This window comes from Dolichospermum planctonicum (assembly GCF_005402965.1).
GTDB classification, from domain to species: Bacteria; Cyanobacteriota; Cyanobacteriia; order Cyanobacteriales; family Nostocaceae; genus Dolichospermum; species Dolichospermum planctonicum.
The window spans coordinates 1-270 of sequence record NZ_BJCF01000173.1 but is presented as its reverse complement, the minus strand read 5'-3'; the positions used below and the strand labels follow the sequence as shown (position 1 = coordinate 270).

Sequence of the window (270 nt, the reverse complement as noted above, 5' to 3'; positions counted from 1 at the left end):
TTTTATTGTCCAAGTTTTCACAATTAAGCCGTCAGGAGATAGAAGCAATGTTTTTAGTGAGTGATATTAAGCAAACAAGGGTCTATCAAGAAGCAAAGCAGGAGGGGAGACAGGAAGGTAGACAGGAAGGTAGACAGGAAGGTAGACAGGAGGGGAGACAGGAGGGGAGACAGAATGGTGAGATGATTTTATTGATACGTCAGTTATCGAAAAGATTTGGAAAATTAAAAGATATTTACATCGAAAATATCAACAGTTTAAACATAGAAC

Annotated in this window: 1 protein-coding gene; it reads left to right on the top strand. The window is 38.1% G+C overall.

Annotated features, from left to right (window positions below; genetic code table 11):
• On the top strand, positions 1 to 270 hold a 270-nt coding region (locus tag FFO06_RS20940), incomplete at both ends, for a DUF4351 domain-containing protein (protein WP_137909713.1).